Raw genomic sequence first — 17,001 nt, forward strand, 5'->3', positions numbered from 1 at the left:
GCGATCGCCGCTCCGGTGACGCCGATGTATCGGGTGCGTGGCCCGCCGTAACTTCTGCGTTGCCGGTATTTCTATCAAGTGACAGGAACCTCACCTGCCAGGTCGCGGCGACGGTAGGACAGAATGAAAAGGTGACCCAACTCGGACCCGGCCGGCCCAGGCTCGAACCGCGTCGGCGCGCGGGCCAGACGCCACGCGCCGAAATCCTCGACGCCGCCGCCGAATTGTTCACCAGCCACGGGTACGGAAACACCTCCACCCGGGCGGTCGCCGACGCCGTCGGCATCCGGCAGGCCTCGCTGTACCACCACTTCGCCGCCAAGGACGACATCCTCGACGCGCTGCTCGCCGAAACGGTCACCGCACCACTGGAATTGGCGGGCACCCTCGCCGAACGTCCCGAACCCGCCGCCGTGCGGCTCTACGCGCTGGCCTGGTTCGACGTCAGTCAGTTGTGCGCCGGCCGCTGGAACCTCGGCGCGCTGTACCTGCTACCCGAGCTGCGCAGCGAACGCTTCGCCCGCTTCCGGGAACGCCGCGACGAACTGCGCGGCCATTACGAGACCCTGGCCGCCGCCGTCATCGCCGAGGCCGGGACGGGCGCGGTCGCCGGCGCCGAACGACTGCCGTTCCGGCTGGTCGAATCGGTGATCAATATGCGCTCCGACGAGGGCGCGGCGCCCGAGTACGCCGAACAACTCATCCCCGACGCCATCCTGCGGCTGCTCTGCTGGACCGGCCCGCTCGCCGAGAACCGGCTCGCCGCACTCGAATTGGCGCGCGAACTGCGCCCGGCGGTACACCGGGCGCCGTCGAACTGAGCCGGTCGGCTCAGGACTTGCCCTTCGAGGTGCCCCACTTCAGGCCCCAGCCGTAGGCCTGGTCGACCGCCATCTTGCCCCAGAACTTGCGGCCCTCCGGCGGTCGGATGAACCGGCCCTCGCGGCGCACCACCAGCTCGCCGCCGATGTTCTCGATCAGCGCCAGCACCATCTCGCGCGAATCGTCCTGGCAGCCGCCCACTTCCATCTCGATCGGCGGGGCGTCGCGCGGGAACAGGGTCGCGGTGGCGTGCACGCCACGGAAATCCTGGGCGCCCTCGTAGATCGAGGCGAACACCAGGATGCGGCGGAAGGCCGCGGTCTGGTCCAGATTGATGGCCAGGTTCTCGCCCGCCGCGCTGCCGCCGGTGCGGTCGTCCTGATCCAGCGCGATGAACGGCGGCTTGGTGAGATTGCCGAACGTGTCCAGCGCGCTGACACAGCCGCGCGAACCGTCCGTCAGCTCCCAGAAGGCGCACAGGTCCAGATCCAGGCCGCCCTGCGCGCGTTTGCGCCCGAACAGACCGCCCGAACTCGGGACCGACCAGTTCAGGTTGACCCGCATGATGCCGCCGGTCGCGCCCGCCTTGGTCAGCGAGACCGCGGGGGCCTCCTTGGTCAGCGAGATCTTGGCCAGGTTCACCCGCGGCGCGGGCGCGGGCGGCTGCCCGGGAGCGAACTGCGGTGGCGGCGGCGCGGGCGCGAACTGTTGTGGCGGCGGTGGGGGTGCGAATTGCTGCGGTGCGGGTGGGGGTGCGAATTGCTGCGGCGCGGGCGGCGGCGTGAACGGTTGCGGCGGCGGTGGCGGCGCGAACTGCTGCGGCGCGGGCGGCGGCGTGAACGGTTGCGGGGGAGCGAGCGGCTGCGGCGGAATCGGCTGCGGGGCGGGCGCGTCGTCGACGGTGATGCCGTAATCGGTTGCGAGTCCGGCGAGTCCGGAGGCGTAGCCCTGGCCGACCGCGCGGAACTTCCAGCCCCCGTCGCGGCGGTACAGCTCACCCAGCACGAACGCGGTCTCAGAGGTGGCGTCGGCGCTGTCGAACCGGGCCAGCTCCACCCCGCGGGCATCCACCAAACGCACGTGCAGGCCGCGGAATTGGGCGAAGGTGCCGCCGTCCGCGGAGGCGGCCAGCACGATGCTGTCGATCTGCGGCTCCACGCGCGGCAGATCCACCGACAGCGCGTCGACCACCACGGGTCCGGGCTGCTTGCCTCGGTGGTGCACGGCGCCGGAGGCGTGCGCGGGCTGGTTGTAGAACACGAAATCGGCGTCCGAGCGGACCCGCCCACCGGCCAGCAGCAGCGCGGAGGCGTCGGCGTCGGGGACCCCGGGTCCCGATTCCCAGCCCAGTTCGATCCGAACTTCGGAGGCCGCCACCGGAACGTTGGAACCCTTCATCATCGACACGATTTCCAAGTTATCCGATTCCGGCATGCACTGTTTCCCCTTTCCGACCGGCTAATGTTCGGCTGTCCAATGACCTCGGCCTACACTGATCAACGGACATTTCGCGCATAGATGGCTAACTGAAACATCGGCGTCCACGGACAACTGTTCAGCGGCGGGAGCGACGGATGACGGAAACTCGGCCCGATCTGGGGCGCAGGAAGTGGATCACCCTCGGAGTCTTGGCGCTGGGCCTGGGCATGGTGGTGCTCGACGGCACCATCGTCTCGGTCTCACTGCCGGTCCTCATCGACGAGCTCGGGCTGAATTTCACTCAGGCGCAATGGATCAACAGCATCTACGCGGTGGTCCTGGCCGCGCTGCTGATCACCAGCGGCCGACTCGGCGACCGGCTCGGACGGCGCACCATGTTCGCCGCCGGCGTCATCGTCTTCCTGCTCGGCAGTCTGCTCGCCGCGCGGGCGCACAGCGCGGGACCCCTCATCCTCGGACGCGTCATCCAGGGCATCGGCGCGGCGGGCGTCATGCCCGGCACGCTGGCCACCGTGAACGCGCTGTTCCGCGGCCGCGACCGGGCCATCGCCTTCGCCGTGTGGGGCTCGGTCATCTCCGGTGTCGCCGCCATCGGGCCGCTGCTCGGCGGTTGGCTCACCACCTACTTCACCTGGCCCTGGATCTTCCTGGTGAACATCCCGCTGGGCATCGTGGTGCTGATCGGGCTGGTGCTGTTCGTGCCCGAGACCCGCACCGGCAAGAACGCGCCCGGCCTGGACGTGGACGGATTCCTGCTCAGCGCAATGGGTTTCGCGCTGCTGGTGTTCGCGCTCATCGAGGGCCAGACCTACGGCTGGTGGAAACCGCTGCGGGAGTTCCCGATCGCCGGATGGAAATGGCCGGTCAGCGCGCCCATCTCACCGATCCCGGTGCTGCTGGTGCTGGGCGTGCTGGCGCTGTACCTGTTCGTGAAGTGGGAACAGCATCGCCATCTGATCGGACGCTCCGCGCTGCTGGATCCCGCGCTGTTCCGGATCCCCAGCTTCCGCTGGGGCAATATCACCGCGTTCCTGGTGGCGCTGGGCGAATTCGGCCTGCTGTTCGTGCTGCCGCTGTTCATGGTGAACGTGCTCGGGCTGTCCACCCTCGGCGCGGGCTACGTCCTGGCCGCCATGGCCGTCGGGGCGTTCCTGGCCGCGGGGATCGCCGAAGGGCTGGTGCGGCGCTACGGGCCGGTGCGGGTGGTGCAGCTGGGCCTCGCCTTCGAGGTCGTCGCGGTGGCCCTGGCCGCGCTGTTCGTCACCCCGCACATCTCCGGCTGGTGGCTGGCCGTGCTGCTGATCGGGTACGGCATCGGACTCGGCATGGCCTCCGCCCAATTGACCGGGACCGTGCTCGCCGATGTGCCGCCGCGCAATTCAGGTCAGGGCTCGGCCACCCAGAGCACGGTGCGGCAGGTCGGTTCGGCCTTCGGTACCGCGGTCGTCGGTGCGTTGCTGTCCGCGGCCCTGGCGCACGATCTGCCGAGCCGCCTCGCGGCGGTCAAGGATCTGCCGCCGAACGTCGCCGACACCCTCGCCACCGCCACCCGGGAATCCGCGGGTGGCGCCATCCCCGGGGTGCGCGAGCACGGAGGCGGCGCGGCCATCGCGGACGCGCTGAGCCGGGCCTTCACCGACTCCACCCGCACCACCCTGCTGGCCGCCGCGCTGTTCCTGCTGGTGGGCCTGGCCGCGGCCACCCGCATCCCGAACCGGCCCTACACGGGGGCCGCCGACAACGTGCCGCCCGACGACTCGCGGGCATTGTCCGACGGCACCGGGGACGGTGAGAGCAGCTGACCGTCCCGGCACCGGCCGGACGAACGGGCTGACGTCTTCGGTCGCGTAACGGTTCCCGGATCAGTCGATCAGACCGAGCGCGTGCAGGTGCTGGAAGACCAGCAGCGAACCGGGAGCGACCTCGTCCATGGCGGCGTACTCGGCGAGGGTGAACCAGCGCAGTTCGGCGATCTCGCCCGAGGGCCGCGGCTCCTCGGTGAGCTCGCCCAGGAAGCAGGTCATGTGCAGGCGGGTGCCGGGCGCGTGCCCGTACGCCTCGGCCTCGAACACGCCCAGCTCGCTCACCCCGGCCGTGCCGACCCCGAGCTCCTCGTGAATCTCCCTGTGCAGGGCCATCTCCGGGGTCTCGCCCGGGTCGATCTTGCCGCCCGCCATGTAGAAGACGGTCTTGCCGTCGGACCGGGTCTGCAGCATGCGGCGGTCCCGGATGTGCGCCAGTGCCGCGGTACGAATCACGGCACCCACCCTAACCGGGCGCCGATGCGGGCTCGCCGGAGATCACCGCGTGGGCGGGGCGATCTTCCAGTGCTCCTGCAACGCCTCGGCGATCTCCGGCAGGATGGTCACCGGAATCCGGCGCTGCCGCAACATGGTTCGGATCTCGGTGACCTGCTCGCGCTTGCGCTGGTCGTAGGCACCGGCCACCGGGCGGTGCACCGGCGGGATGGACAGCAGCACCAGCTCCCGATGCGGCTCGTCGCCGTCGGTCAGGTCCAGCGCCAGCGTCCAGCGGCCGTGCTCGTCGAGCGCGAACCGCGCCGCCACCACCCGATCCCACGCCACCGTCGAGGTGCCCCACGGCGTCCGGCGCACGATCGCCGCCTCGGTCAGTTCCACCCCGTCCCGCCCGAACAGCAGGATCAACAGCCCCACCGCGGCAGCCACCCCGAAGAACAACCCCGTGAACACCCGATTCAGCCCGAAGACCCCGATCGTCCCGGCGCAGACCACCGCGACCAGGAACACGCCCGCCGCCGCGTAACCGGCAATCCGGCGTCCCGGCACCACGCCCGCCCGCACCATCGCTCATCGCCTCCCGCAACCGACTGCGCGTCACCGTACCCGTCCCGGGTCCCGGCTGCCCGGCGATCTCGACACCGGCGCCGTCGCCGACCTAACCTACGGTGCCCACTCCTACCGCCTCCGGCGGTGTGGGTCGGCATTACCCGAAGGAGCGACCCATGGTGCCAGCCGTCGATCTCGAACGCCGGTTGGGCGACCTGCTCGAGGAGTACGGGGTACCCGGCGCGCAGGTCGCGGTCCTGTCCGGCGGCCGGATCACCGACGCGGCCGCCGGGGTCCTCAACACCGCGACCGGTGTTGCGGCGACCACGGATTCGGTGTTCCAGATCGGCTCGATCACCAAGCCGTGGACCGCGACCCTGATCATGCAGGCCGTCGTCGAGGGCCTGCTCGACCTCGACGCCCCGGTCCGGCGCTACCTGCCCGAATTCCGGGTGCGCGACGCGGCCGCGGCCGCCGCCATCACCGTCCGGCAGCTGCTCGGTCACACCTCCGGCATCGACGGTGACCTGTTCCTCGACACCGGGCGCGGCGCGGACGCGGTCGCCAACTTCGTGCCCGCCATCGCCGACGCCGGGCAGGTGCACCGGCCCGGCGCCATGTTCTCCTACTGCAACAGCGGGTACGTACTGCTCGGCCGCATCCTGGAAGTGTTGCGCGGCAAGCCCTTCGACACGCTGCTGCGGGAACGGCTGGTGACCCCGCTCGGACTGACCCGGGTGGCCACCGACGCCGACGAGGCCATCCTGTTCCGGGCCGCGGTCGGGCACACCGGATTCGAGCCCGGGACCGGTCCGTTGCCCGCGCCGGTGTGGGCGCTCCCGGCCTCCAATGCCCCGGCCGGAGCCCGGCTGGCCATGTCCGCGCGCGACCTGCTGGGATTCGCCCGGCTGCACCTGTCCGGCGGGCGCGCCCCGGACGGAACCGCCGTGCTCCCGGAATCCGCGGTCCGGGACATGACCCGGCCGCACATCGAGGTGCCCGATATCGGCTACGGCACCCACTGGGGACTGGGCTGGCAGCTGTTCGACGCCGCGACGGGGCTGTTCGGGCACGACGGCAGCACCCTCGGCCAGAACGCCTTCCTGCGCATCGCGCCCGCCTCCGGCGTCGCGATCGCCTTGCTGGCCAACGGCGGAAGCGCGTTCGCGCTCTACCGGGACCTGGTCGAGGACCTGCTGTGGGAACACGCGGGCATCCGGCTGCCCGCCCGCCCGGTGCCCCCGGCCCGCCCCGAACCGGTCGACGCCGCGCGCGTCAGCGGCCGCTACCGCTCCGCCATGTACGAGCACGCCATCGACGTGGACCCCGGCGGACGCGCCTGGCTCTCCACCAAACCCCTCACCGCGGAGGCCGCCTTGGTCGCGGTCCCCGACCGCATCGAAGTGCTGCACCTGCGGCCCGACGCGCTCATCGCCGCCCACCCGATCCGCGGCCGCCACACCGTCTACGGCCTGATCAACGGTGACGGGCACGCCGGGACGCGCTACCTGCACACCAGCCGCGCGATGCCCCGCCAGCCCTGACCCCGGGGGCGGTCAGTTCAGCTCGGAGCCGGAGGCGACCACGACACCGTAGAGGTCGGCGATGGTGGCCAGGGCGCTCTCGTGCAACTGGGCGGCGCCGACCTCACCGGCGGCCGACCGCAGGGGACGGGTGGCGGACGCGTCGGCCACGACCGTGGGGCGATTGCCGCGCAGGAACGCGCCCTCGGTGGTGAAGGTGACGCACATGTGGGTCATGAAACCGGCGATCACGACGTTCTCGTGGCCCGCCGCGTCCACGTGCGCGGCCAGGTCCGTGCCGACGAAGGCGTTCGGAACCGTCTTCACCACAACGGGTTCGCCGTCGATCGGGGCCACCCGGGGATGGATGCGGCCGATCTCGTCGGTGATGTCGTAGGGCGTGCCCGGACCGCCGTCGTTCACGATGTGGATGACCGCCGCACCGGCGGCCCGGGCCCGCGCCAGCAGGTCGGCGGCGGCGTCGAGGGCGGGTTCCCAGCCGGTCAACTCCATCACGCCGCGGGTATAGGTGTTCTGGTAGTCGACCAGGATCAGGGTGGCGTCGGACAGGGTGGCGGGGGTCTGATCGAAGCCGCTGAGGTCGCGCAGGGTCTGGGCGGACATGGGAATTCCTCCGGTCGTGTGTCGTCCGCGCCGCCTGGTGCGGGGGACGTCGTCCACGCTATGAGCCCGCGGGCGTGTCGGAAATGTCATGTAACCTGCAAATCCGGACATTGCCGGATCGGGCGGACGGAGGACCGTGGGCACCATCGAACGATTCGTGGTCATCGTGCTGTTCGACCGCGTCGACCTGCTCGACGTGACCGGACCACCCGAGGTCTTCGCGCTGCTGCGGCGAGAGATGAACGGGGAGACCGGATATCGCGTCGCGCTCGCCGCGGAGACCCTCGACCCGGTGACCACCTCCGCGGGCGTGCGGGTGCTGCCCGACATCACCTTCGCCGAGATCGGCGACCGCGGTATCGACACCCTGGTCGTGCCCGGCGCCGTCGACGTGGACGCGGACGGCCGGGTTCGCGCGCTCAGCGACCCGGCCGTGGTCGAGTGGGTGCGCAGACTCGCCGGACAGACCCGGCGAGTCGCCTCGGTGTGCGTGGGCGCGCACATCCTCGCCGACGCCGGACTCCTGGACGGCAGACGCGCCACCACGCACTGGTCCACCGCCACCCAGCTCGCCGCCGAGCACCCGGCCGTCGAGGTCGACGCCGACCCGATCTTCATCCGCGACGAGAACGTCTGGACCGGAGCGGGACTCACCGCCTGCCTCGACCTGGCGCTCGCCCTGGTCGCCGACGACTTCGGCGACGCCCTCGCACTGCGGGTGGCCCGGCAGCTGGTCATGTTCCTGAAAAGGCCCAGCGGGCAGAGCCAGTTCAGCGTGTCACTCGAACCCATCTCGACCACGCGGCGCATCGACGACCTGCGGCACTACATCACCCGCCACCTCGGCGACCAGCTCACCGTCGCCGACCTCGCCGCCGAGGCGCATATCAGCGAACGGCAGCTGACCCGCGTCTTCAAGACCGACCTCGGCACCACCCCGGCCGCCTACATCGAGTCCGCGCGCGTGGAATTCGCGCGCAACCAGCTCGAGACGACCGATCACACCCTGGAACGGGTGGCGACGCTGAGCGGCTTCAACACCACCGACACCCTCACCCGGGCCTTCCGGCGCACGCTGGACACGACGCCGACGGAGTATCGAAACCGCTTCCGCATCACCTGATCACGCTTCGAGCGCGACCGCCGCCTCGGCCGTGTACACCAGGAACGTCAGGCTCTCCTGGAAGTACAGCTGCACCGTCTCCGCGTCGTGGGACAGATAGCCGATCGACAGGTCCTGGCCCAGCTGCAGATCGAAATCGCCACCGCGCGTGGACAGTACGAACGCGCCGTCGATGGCCGGCGCCCAGATGATCTCGCCGTCGATGAGCCGCTCGATGTGCGTGCGGATCGGGTGACCGTGATCGGAGGTCTCGCTGACCGCGGTGTACAGGTCTGCCGACAACAGCACCGAATACGGGCCGTCCACACCCGCCAGCCGCAGCTTGCTCAACGCCTGCGCCACCGCTTCGGGAGCCAGGCGCGCGTCACCGGGCAACTTCACCGGCTCGCACGAGGTGGCGGCCCGGATGCCCTGGATCTCCGCCGCCGGATAGCCCTCGAAGATCGCGCGGTCCTCCGCGAACGCGATCTTCTTGGCGGCCGCCTTCACCGGGTCCAGGTCGGCGTCCTGGGCTCCGCGTTCCACATTGTCGAGCTCGGTGCGCGAGAGCGTGAACGGCACCCGCAACTCGATCAGCGGCACCACCGCGCGCTGCCGCGCCTGTACCCCGTCGCCCGGGGATTCGATCGCCGTGGTGCGGCCCGTACCGACCGCGGAATAGTCGACACCGTGCGGTCCCGACAGATCGACCACGCGGCGACCCGCGATGTGCCGCTTGAAGGTTCGCGTCGCCTCCTCCTCGATGGCCTTCCATGCCTCCGAGGTGATCGGCGCCAGTTCGCGATGCAGGTTGTTCATACGTCAGCTCCTTGTCGGTTCGACGATTTCGTAGCTACTCAACGATTTCGCAGCGTCCCGATTCCCAGCGACCCGTCAGGGGATCCCGCGCCATTGGATTCCGGCGCGGCGACCGCGGCCGCCGCCGGCGCGGGCGCGTCGGGAAGAGCGTCGAAGAACGCCGCGTGCGGGGCGAAGAACGAGGTGCCGGTGATGGCGGTGGAGAAATCCAGGATGCGGTCGTACGCCGCCTCGTCGCTGCCCAGGAACATGCGGGTCAGCATGGCTTCCGGCACCGCCGGATCGTCGGCGTAGGCGATGTAGTACGTGCCGTATTCGCCGTCCTGGACCGAGCCGAACGGCATATTGGCGCGCACGATATTGCCGGAGACGTCCTGATCATTCACGGCCACATGGGAATCCGCGGGCTGATCGTCCTCGGAGAGCTCGAAGTCGTCGAGTTTGGTTCGCCCGATGACCCTTTCCTGCTCGGTGGTCGAGAGCGCCTTCCAGGCGGCCATATCGTGGAGGTACTTCTGCACGATCACGTAACTGCCACCGGCGAATTCGGGGTCCTCGTCACCCACCAGCGCGGCGGTCACCGCGAGCTGGCCCTCCGGATTCTCGGTGCCGTCCACGAAACCGAGCAGATCGCGCTGTTCGAAATAGCGGAAACCCACCGTCTGATCCACGATCGTGCCCGCCCCCGCCAGCCGTTCGGCGAGCTTCATCGCCAATTCGAAACAGGCGTCCTGGACCTCGGCCCGGATATGGAACAGCAGGTCACCCGGCGTGACCGGGGCCTGGTGCCGCTCCCCGACGTAACCCGGAAACTCGTGCAGCTGTGCGGGTTTCGGCCCGGCGAACAGACGGTCCCAGGCCGCGGACCCGATGCTGGTGATGCAGGCCAGGCCCGAACCCGGCAGTCGGAAACCGACGGAGCGGCGCAACCCGGGCAGATCGGCGAGCAAATCCCGCGTCACCGCCTCGCCCCCCTCGTCGATGGTCACCACGAGGAAGAGTGCGGCCGGGGTGAGCGGGTCGATGATCGGCTGTGGCTCACGCATGAGCACCAGCCTAGGCCCTGCCCTCCACCGCCGAACGGTCCGGTCCGTCCGTGTCGGGGCGCCCTACTTGGCCACGGTCAGCAGAAACGCCACGTCATCGATGGCTTTCACACTGTGCCGGGCATTCGGGATCACGATCAGATCGCCGGCCGAGCCCTTCCACTCGTTGGCGCCGCTGATCAGCACCAGCACCCCGCTGATCACCATGAGCGTCGCCTCGCCCGGATTCTCGTGCTCGGCCAGCGTCTGTCCGGCCGTCAACGCGATCACCGTCTGCCGCAGCGAATGCGCGTGGCCGCCGTAGATCGTCGACGAACTACGCCCGCTCGAGGCCGTGGCGGCCAGCTTCAGCTGCTGGCGAGCAACCGCGGTCAGCGACTTCTTGTCCATGGACTGCCTTTCGCCGGAGTATCGCTGAGTATGCCGGACACACCCGGGGCGCTCGGCGGTTTCGACGCGGTGTGTGCGGGAATTGCCGGACGAGGAGTCCGACCGTTATCCGCGCGGGCGGGTATAACGACGGAATCGATAGCGCAGACCCGTCGACGACTCACGCCAATCGGCCGCCTCGGCCCGCCACTGCCGGTCGATCGCCGGCGCGACAGTGTCGCCGTCGATGTCCGCGTCGATCTCGGTGACCATCAGCTCGGTCGCGAAAGGCATTGCCGCGCGGTAGATCTCACCGCCGCCCATGATCCACACCGACTTGTCGCCGGTCATCTCCAGCGCCTCGGCCAGCGAACCCGCGCGCTCCGCGCCGTCCACCGCCCACTCCGGCTGCCGGGTCACGACGATATTGCGGCGGCCGTCCAGCGGACGGAAACGCGCGGGCAGCGAATCCCAGGTCTTGCGGCCCATCACCACCGGATGACCGAAGGTGACGTCCTTGAAATGCGCCATGTCCTCGGGCACCCGCCACGGAATCGTGTTGTCCCGCCCGATGATTCCCCGCGTCGTCTGCGCCCAGATCAGGCCGACGGTTCTGCTCACACCGCCACCGGCGCCTTGATGGCCGGATGATGCTGGTAGCCCTCGATTTCCACGTCCTCGTATTCGTAGTCGAACAGCGAGGGGGCGGGACGCAGGTGCAATGCCGGGAACGGGTACGGCTCACGGGTCAGCTGCTCGCGCACCTGCTCCACGTGATTGTCGTAGATGTGGACGTCGCCGCCGGTCCAGATGAACTCGCCGGGCTGCAGTTCGGTCTGCTGCGCCACCATCAGGGTCAGCAGCGCGTAGCTGGCGATATTGAACGGCACGCCCAGGAACAGGTCCGCGCTGCGCTGATACAGCTGGCACGACAGCTTGCCGTCGGCCACGTAGAACTGGAAGAACGCGTGGCAGGGGGCCAGGGCCATCTTGTCCAGCTCGGCCACGTTCCAGGCCGACACGATGATGCGGCGCGAGTCCGGGTCGGTGCGCAGCGTCTGCAGCACCTGCGAGATCTGATCGATGTGGGTGCCGTCCGGGCTCGGCCACGACCGCCACTGCACGCCGTAGACCGGGCCCAATTCGCCCTGCTTGTCGGCCCATTCGTCCCAGATGGTGACACCGTGCTCGCGCAGCCAGCTCACATTCGAGTCGCCGCGCAGGAACCACAGCAACTCGTAGACGATCGACTTGAGATGCACCTTCTTGGTGGTGATCAGCGGGAAGCCCTGCGACAGGTCGTAGCGCAGCTGATGCCCGAAGATGCTGCGGGTGCCGGTGCCGGTGCGATCCGCCTTCGGGGTGCCGGACTCCAGCACCAGTCGGAGCAGGTCCTCGTACTGGGTATCTCGGGCGCTCTCCACGCCTGGCAAGCTTACGCACCGTGCGAAAGTTGTTTGTGATCGGAATCGGGGCGGGGGACCCGGACCAGGTGACGGTGCAGGCCGTCAAGGCGATGCGCCAGGTGGACGTGTTCTTCCTCATCGGCAAGGGAGCCGAGAAACAGGAGCTCACGGACGTGCGCGCGACGATCCTGGCCGAACACGTCCAGCATCCGCACACGGTCGTGGAGATCACCGACCCGCCGCGCGATCGCAGCGTGCCCGCGCGTGGCGCCGACGCCGCCTACCAGGGCGTGGTCGCCGACTGGCACGAGGCGCGCGCCGAACTCCTGGAACAGGCCTTCGCCGGAACCGAGGGCGTCGGCGGCATTCTCGTCTGGGGCGACCCGTCTCTCTACGACAGCACGCTGCGCATCGTCGAACGCGTCCTCGACCGTGGCCGCATCCAATTCGACTACGAGGTCATTCCCGGTATCACCAGCGTGCAGGCCCTCGCCGCGGCCCACCGCACCGTCCTGCACGAGATCGGCGAACCCCTCCACATCACCACCGGCCGCCGACTGCGGGACGAGGGGCTGGCCGACGGTCAATCCACCCTGGTCATGCTCGACGGCGAATGCTCGTTCACCCAGCTGCCCGGCGACGACATCTACATCTGGTGGGGCGCCTACCTCGGCATGCCCGACGAGGTCGTCATCGAAGGCCCGCTGCGGGTCGTCGAATCCCGCATCACCCGCCGCCGCGCGGCGCTGCGGGAGGCCAAGGGCTGGATCATGGACATCTACCTCCTGCGCCGCTCCCTCTGACGGATCCGGCGCGGCTGTTGACTCTTACTGGCGGAGCGTCAATAGTCGGAGCGACGGTGTAGCGGGGGTCACAGTCCGGGGTTGGACAACGGGCTGGGACCCCCTCGCGTGTGGAGGTACGGCATGACGACCCCGATCCAGCGGGCCCTGGAACTACGTGACGAGTACGGGGCCGCCGACGCCTGCGCGGCCGAGCTGCTGTGCGACCGGCATCCCGGCGACGCGGTGGCGTTCACCTTCGTGCAGCCCGACCTGTCGAGTGTCGACGTGACCTTCGGTGAACTGCGCGAGAAGTCCCGGCGAGCCGCCGCGGCGCTCGCGGAACTCGGTGTGGCGGAAGGTGATCGGGTCGCCACCCTGATGGGCAAATCGCAGGAACTGGTGATCGCCCTGCTGGCCGTCTGGCGGCTCGGGGCCGTGCACGTGCCGCTGTTCACCGCCTTCGCTCCCGGCGCGATCGCCTTGCGCGTCACCGGGAACGGCACCACATTCGTCATCACCGACGGCGACCAGCGGGCCAAACTCGCGCCGAGCGCGGACCTCCCGGCCGAACGCGACTGGCGGATCATCACCACGGGCGTGCCCCAAGACGACGACGTCGCCTTCGCCGATCTGCTCGAGAACACCGGGCCCGCACCGGAATCCGTGGCCATCGGCGGTGACGGCGTACTCGTGGAACTGTTCACCTCCGGTACCACCGGCAAACCCAAGGCCGTCCCCATGCGGCTGGGCGGCATGGCCGGGGTGGTCATGTACCTCGAATACGGCATCGACTACGCCGACGGCGACGTGTTCTGGAACATCGCCGACCCCGGCTGGGCGTACGGGCTCTACATCGCCATCCTCGCGCCCATGGCGACCGGCAGACGCAGCATGCTGGTCTGCTCGGCCTTCGACCCGGCCCTCACCTGGCGGGTGCTGGACCACTTCGGCGTCACCAACTTCGCCGCCGCGCCCACGGTGTACCGCGCGCTGCGCAACAGCCCCGTGCCCGATGGCGTGCGGTTGCGCCGCCTGTCCTCGGCCGGAGAGCCGCTCACCCCCGACGTCATCACCTGGTCGAAACAGATACTGGGACTGGAGATCCGCGACCACTACGGGCAGACCGAGACCGGCATGACCGTCGTCAACGCCTGGCACCCCGACCTGCTGGCCGACATCAAGATCGGGTCCATGGGCCACCCCATGCCCGGCTACACCGTCGAGATCCTCGGCCTGGACTCCGACGAGCCGGCGCCGGTCGGGCAGCCCGGCCGGGTGGCCATCGCGACCTCCAGCCCACTGCTGCTGTTCCGTGAGTACCGCGACGCCCCCGAGGCCAGCGCCGCCCGGTTCACCGCCGACGGCCGGTGGTACCTCACCGGCGACGTCGCCTCCCGCGACGCCGACGGCTACCTCACGTTCGCTTCGCGTGACGACGACGTCATCCTGATGGCGGGCTACCGTATCGGCCCCTTCGAGGTGGAAAGCGTCCTCACCGAGCACGATTCGATCTCCGAGGCCGCGGTCATCGGCGTCCCCGACGAACTGCGCGGCGAGGTGCTCATCGCGGTCGCGGTCGCCACCCCCGGAATCGACCCCGACGACACCCTCACCACCGACCTCCAGCACCTGGTCAAACGGAAACTGGCCGCCCACGTCTACCCCCGCCGCATCCACTACGTCCCCGAACTCCCCAAGACCCCGAGCGGCAAGGTCCAGCGCTACCTGCTGCGTCAGCAGTTCCGCGACTGAGGGCGAACCGCTGGCCGCGCTGAATCCCGGGGGTGTCGGCGGGGACGGCTAGGGTGGGAGACGATCATCCGGGTCGGCAGACCCGGAGATGCCTCGGGGATTGGAGGAGATCCGTTGCCCGAACTACCGGAGATAGTGGCGCTCGAGCAGTTTCTGGCCGAGCATGCGGTGGGGGCGGTGGTCGGCCGGGTGGACGTGGCCGCGCTGAGCGTGCTCAAGACCTTCGATCCGCCGGTGACGGCGCTGTCGGGGCGCGATGTCACCGGGGTGGGGCACTGGGGCAAGCACCTCGGAATGGATTGCGACGGGCTGTGGTTGATCACCCACCTGTCCCGGGGCGGCTGGCTGCGGTGGATCGACGAACCGGGAGCCAATCCACCCAAGCCCGGCAAAGGCCCGCTCGCCCTGCGTGTGCACTTCTTCACCCCCGAAGGGGCCACTCCCGCCTTCGATCTCACCGAGGCGGGCACCAAGAAACGGCTGGCCGTATGGATTACGGCCGACCCGCTCTCGGTGCCCGGCATCGCCCGCCTGGGACCGGATGCCCTCGCGGTGAGCGAACCCGAATTCGCCGAGATCCTCGGCGGCACCTCCCAACGGGTCAAGAACGCCCTCACCGACCAAACCCTCATGGCGGGCATCGGCAACGCCTACTCCGACGAAATCCTGCACACCGCAAAGATTTCCCCCTTCGCCAACTCCGGCACCCTCAACCCCCGGCAGCTGGCCGCCCTCTACTCCGCCATGCGCGCCACCCTCTCCGACGCCATCCTGCGCTCGGTAGGCCAGGACGCCGCCCGCCTCAAGGGCGAGAAACGCTCCGGCTTCCAGGTCCACGCCCGCACCGGCCTCCCCTGCCCGGTCTGCGGCGACACCGTCCGCGAAGTCTCCTACGCCGACAAGTCCTTCCAGTACTGCCCCACCTGTCAGACCTCCGGCAAGATCCTCGCCGACCGCCGCATGTCCCGCCTGCTGAAATAGCGGGGTCAGCGATTGTCCGGATGGGTGACCTTCTGGACATCGACCAACCCGGCCAGGCCGGTGAAATCATCCGGATTGACCGTGAACAACGGCAAACCGTGCACGGAGGCGATGGCGGCGATCATCAGCTCGACCCGCCGAGGTTTGGGCTTGCGTCCGGCCGCGAGCACCGACGCGACGATGTGCCCGAACCGCCGCGCTGCCCGGGTGTCGAAGGGGAGCGGCTCGAACAGGGCTTCCGCATTCTGGAGGCGCTCGATCCGGCTGGCGCGTTCACCCGGTTCGGTCGCGAAATGCGGGCCCGCCGCGAGCTCGGCCATCGTCACCGCGCTGACGACCAACTCGGCGGGCAGCTCATCCGGGTCCAGTGCCTCGAGCAGAATGAGCATGTTCGTATCGACCAGCCCGCGAACGGGTACCGGGCTCATTCGCCACCGTCTTCCGCGAATTCCCCACGGCGATAGGCCCGGTCGTACGGGTCGTAGAGCGAATCGTCGATGAGTTCACCCGGATGGTTCGGCGCTCCCGTCGCGGCACCGGACGGTCCGCTGAAGGCCGCGATGGCTTCGGTGAGCGGAACGGCCGTGCGCCGGCGCAGATTCCGGTGCGGAACCAGATCCGCGACCGGGGTTCCATCGACCGTGATGGTGTAGGAGCGCCCGGCGCGGACCTCCCGGAGAACCCGGCTCGCGTCGTTCCGCAGCTCCCGTTGAGGGATCTCCGGAAGCTCCGCTGGACTCGTCATCATCCCAGGATACGGGACTGGCTACAGCGTTACTACGCTTTCGCTACACCTCTCCATGACGTGGTTCGGAACCTCGATGCCCGGCTCCAGATCCGCGGCCGGGATGGGGGCGTCGAAGATCTGGCGGAGGGGGAGGATGCCTGCCCAGACGCCGCCGGCGGCGATGTCCTCGGGGGTGTCGCGGGGGCCGCCGGTGCGGATCTTGACCGAGGCCTCGGTGAGGTCGACGGCCAGGACCAGGGTCGCGGCCATCTCCTTCTTGTCGGGGGAGCGCACCGAGTCCCACGCGCCGGGGGCGGCCTGGTCGACGATGACGCGGAGGGCGTGCATGCGTTCTTCCGGGTCGGTGAGTTCGGTTGGCCGGGCGTGGATTACGGCCGATCGGTAGTTCATGGAGAAGTGCATGGCGGAGCGGGCGTAGACGATGCCGTCGACGTGGGTGACGGTCAGGGAGACGTCGCCGGTCATGGCGGCGCGCAGGTTGCCGGCGCCGGTGGAGCCGTGCAGGTAGAGGGTGTCGCCGTCGCGGCCGTAGATGGTGGGGATGACCACCGGGGCGCCGTGCAGCAGGACGCCGAGGTGGCAGAGCAGGCCGGTGTCGAGAATGGCGTCCAGGTCGGCGCGGTCGGTCCTGCCCCGCTCCTTGGACCGGGTGAGGCTGCTGCGCGGGGTGGGTGACAATGAGGTCCGGGTCGTCGCTGTCTCACTCATATGACCAGTTTCGGCGGGGAATTGGCATTGTTGAATAGCCAATTCTTCGGAAGATTCGCAGACCACTTG

The 17,001-nt window shown here is 69.4% G+C and carries 19 protein-coding genes; 7 read left to right on the plus strand and 12 right to left on the minus strand.

Translation table 11 applies throughout. The features are described 5' to 3' along the window. The first annotated feature begins 131 nt into the window (after positions 1–131). Positions 132–821, plus strand: coding sequence for a TetR/AcrR family transcriptional regulator (locus tag ACFRAQ_RS01510; RefSeq protein WP_379092583.1), 690 nt, complete (start codon positions 132–134; stop codon positions 819–821). A gap of 10 nt (positions 822–831) precedes the next feature. Here the strand turns inward: ACFRAQ_RS01510 and ACFRAQ_RS01515 are convergent, their stop codons facing one another. Further along, on the minus strand, positions 832–2,223 hold the full coding sequence (locus ACFRAQ_RS01515; protein WP_379095717.1) for a TerD family protein: 1,392 nt from the start codon (positions 2,221–2,223) through the stop codon (positions 832–834). A 173-nt stretch (positions 2,224–2,396) separates the two neighbouring features. Here ACFRAQ_RS01515 and ACFRAQ_RS01520 point away from each other — a divergent pair, with 173 nt between their 5' ends. Further along, on the plus strand, positions 2,397–4,064 hold the full coding sequence (locus ACFRAQ_RS01520; RefSeq protein ID WP_379092585.1) for an MFS transporter: 1,668 nt from the start codon (positions 2,397–2,399) through the stop codon (positions 4,062–4,064). Positions 4,065–4,124: 60 nt separating this feature from the next. Here ACFRAQ_RS01520 and ACFRAQ_RS01525 read toward each other — a convergent pair whose 3' ends face one another. Together ACFRAQ_RS01525 and ACFRAQ_RS01530 are read right to left on the minus strand one after the other, a co-directional pair. Then, positions 4,125–4,520: an NUDIX domain-containing protein gene (locus ACFRAQ_RS01525; protein ID WP_379092588.1), complete on the minus strand. Its 396-nt coding sequence runs from the start codon at positions 4,518–4,520 to the stop codon at positions 4,125–4,127. A gap of 42 nt (positions 4,521–4,562) precedes the next feature. Continuing rightward, complete coding sequence (locus ACFRAQ_RS01530) at positions 4,563–5,087, minus strand: hypothetical protein (protein WP_379092591.1); 525 nt, start codon at positions 5,085–5,087, stop codon at positions 4,563–4,565. Between the two features lie 158 nt (positions 5,088–5,245). Between ACFRAQ_RS01530 and ACFRAQ_RS01535 the strand changes: the two genes are divergently transcribed. Next, positions 5,246–6,613 (plus strand): serine hydrolase domain-containing protein, encoded by a 1,368-nt coding sequence (locus tag ACFRAQ_RS01535; protein WP_379092594.1) that lies wholly within the window; start codon positions 5,246–5,248, stop codon positions 6,611–6,613. 12 nt (positions 6,614–6,625) lie between these two features. Here ACFRAQ_RS01535 and ACFRAQ_RS01540 read toward each other — a convergent pair whose 3' ends face one another. Continuing rightward, positions 6,626–7,216 carry an isochorismatase family protein gene (locus ACFRAQ_RS01540; protein WP_379092597.1) on the minus strand — a complete coding sequence of 197 codons (591 nt, stop codon included), beginning with the start codon at positions 7,214–7,216 and terminating at the stop codon, positions 6,626–6,628. 136 nt (positions 7,217–7,352) lie between these two features. Between ACFRAQ_RS01540 and ACFRAQ_RS01545 the strand changes: the two genes are divergently transcribed. Continuing rightward, a complete protein-coding gene (locus ACFRAQ_RS01545; RefSeq protein ID WP_379092600.1) occupies positions 7,353–8,339 on the plus strand; it encodes a GlxA family transcriptional regulator in 987 nt (328 codons plus the stop codon). Here ACFRAQ_RS01545 and ACFRAQ_RS01550 read toward each other — a convergent pair whose 3' ends face one another. The 5 genes from ACFRAQ_RS01550 to ACFRAQ_RS01570 all read right to left on the minus strand — a co-directional run bounded on the left by ACFRAQ_RS01550 (position 8,340) and on the right by ACFRAQ_RS01570 (position 11,976). Then, complete coding sequence (locus ACFRAQ_RS01550; RefSeq protein ID WP_379092603.1) at positions 8,340–9,137, minus strand: family 1 encapsulin nanocompartment shell protein; 798 nt, start codon at positions 9,135–9,137, stop codon at positions 8,340–8,342. A 38-nt stretch (positions 9,138–9,175) separates the two neighbouring features. After that, positions 9,176–10,183, minus strand: coding sequence for a Dyp-type peroxidase (locus ACFRAQ_RS01555; protein WP_379092606.1), 1,008 nt, complete (start codon positions 10,181–10,183; stop codon positions 9,176–9,178). 63 nt (positions 10,184–10,246) lie between these two features. Further along, positions 10,247–10,573: a cupin domain-containing protein gene (locus ACFRAQ_RS01560; protein WP_357091284.1), complete on the minus strand. Its 327-nt coding sequence runs from the start codon at positions 10,571–10,573 to the stop codon at positions 10,247–10,249. A gap of 105 nt (positions 10,574–10,678) precedes the next feature. Continuing rightward, positions 10,679–11,173 (minus strand): dihydrofolate reductase, encoded by a 495-nt coding sequence (locus ACFRAQ_RS01565; protein ID WP_379092609.1) that lies wholly within the window; start codon positions 11,171–11,173, stop codon positions 10,679–10,681. Beyond that, the gene (locus tag ACFRAQ_RS01570) at positions 11,170–11,976 is read right to left on the minus strand and encodes a thymidylate synthase (RefSeq protein ID WP_379092612.1); all 807 of its coding nucleotides are present in this window, start codon (positions 11,974–11,976) and stop codon (positions 11,170–11,172) included. Before ACFRAQ_RS01570 ends, ACFRAQ_RS01565 begins: the two co-directional genes overlap by 4 nt. Before the next feature lie 20 nt (positions 11,977–11,996). Here ACFRAQ_RS01570 and cobF point away from each other — a divergent pair, with 20 nt between their 5' ends. From cobF to ACFRAQ_RS01585, 3 genes are all read left to right on the plus strand, one after another. Continuing rightward, complete coding sequence (gene cobF / locus ACFRAQ_RS01575) at positions 11,997–12,761, plus strand: precorrin-6A synthase (deacetylating) (RefSeq protein ID WP_379092615.1); 765 nt, start codon at positions 11,997–11,999, stop codon at positions 12,759–12,761. 123 nt (positions 12,762–12,884) lie between these two features. Continuing rightward, on the plus strand, positions 12,885–14,495 hold the full coding sequence (locus ACFRAQ_RS01580) for an AMP-binding protein (RefSeq protein ID WP_379092618.1): 1,611 nt from the start codon (positions 12,885–12,887) through the stop codon (positions 14,493–14,495). Positions 14,496–14,609: 114 nt separating this feature from the next. Next, positions 14,610–15,476: an Fpg/Nei family DNA glycosylase gene (locus ACFRAQ_RS01585; protein WP_379092621.1), complete on the plus strand. Its 867-nt coding sequence runs from the start codon at positions 14,610–14,612 to the stop codon at positions 15,474–15,476. 5 nt (positions 15,477–15,481) lie between these two features. Here ACFRAQ_RS01585 and ACFRAQ_RS01590 read toward each other — a convergent pair whose 3' ends face one another. The 3 genes from ACFRAQ_RS01590 to ACFRAQ_RS01600 are packed head-to-tail and all read right to left on the minus strand — an operon-like array spanning position 15,482 to position 16,932. Continuing rightward, on the minus strand, positions 15,482–15,904 hold the full coding sequence (locus ACFRAQ_RS01590) for a type II toxin-antitoxin system VapC family toxin (RefSeq protein ID WP_379092624.1): 423 nt from the start codon (positions 15,902–15,904) through the stop codon (positions 15,482–15,484). Further along, positions 15,901–16,221: a type II toxin-antitoxin system Phd/YefM family antitoxin gene (locus ACFRAQ_RS01595; RefSeq protein WP_379092627.1), complete on the minus strand. Its 321-nt coding sequence runs from the start codon at positions 16,219–16,221 to the stop codon at positions 15,901–15,903. Before ACFRAQ_RS01595 ends, ACFRAQ_RS01590 begins: the two co-directional genes overlap by 4 nt. 21 nt (positions 16,222–16,242) lie before the next feature. Further along, positions 16,243–16,932, minus strand: coding sequence for a pyridoxamine 5'-phosphate oxidase family protein (locus tag ACFRAQ_RS01600; protein WP_379092630.1), 690 nt, complete (start codon positions 16,930–16,932; stop codon positions 16,243–16,245). Positions 16,933–17,001: the final 69 nt, after the last annotated feature.

Source organism: Nocardia sp. NPDC056611, from assembly GCF_042792755.1.
Lineage (GTDB): Bacteria > Actinomycetota > Actinomycetes > Mycobacteriales > Mycobacteriaceae > Nocardia.